Consider the following 291-nt stretch of genomic DNA (forward strand, 5'->3'; position numbering starts at 1 on the left):
CGTCGGAAAATGCTCTAGACCCGGGCCGCCGTCGCGGTCGCGAGGTTGCACGCTCGCGCGACAGACGCCGCCTGGATTTTCCGCAGACCAGACCCTTGCGTCCCGGCACAAGCCAAGTATCGTGGCGACATATCGTTCGTAGACGAACGAAACTGCATTCCGGCGCAGAGCCGTCGCGCCGGATCCGGACGGAGGTTCTCGCCATGTCGACCCGCGACGAGATATCGACCCGCGACGAGACGTTGCTGCCTCTGTCCCGCCGCACGGTCCTCGGCGGTCTCGCCGCCGCCC

Source organism: Methylobacterium platani (assembly GCF_001653715.1).
GTDB lineage: Bacteria > Pseudomonadota > Alphaproteobacteria > Rhizobiales > Beijerinckiaceae > Methylobacterium > Methylobacterium platani.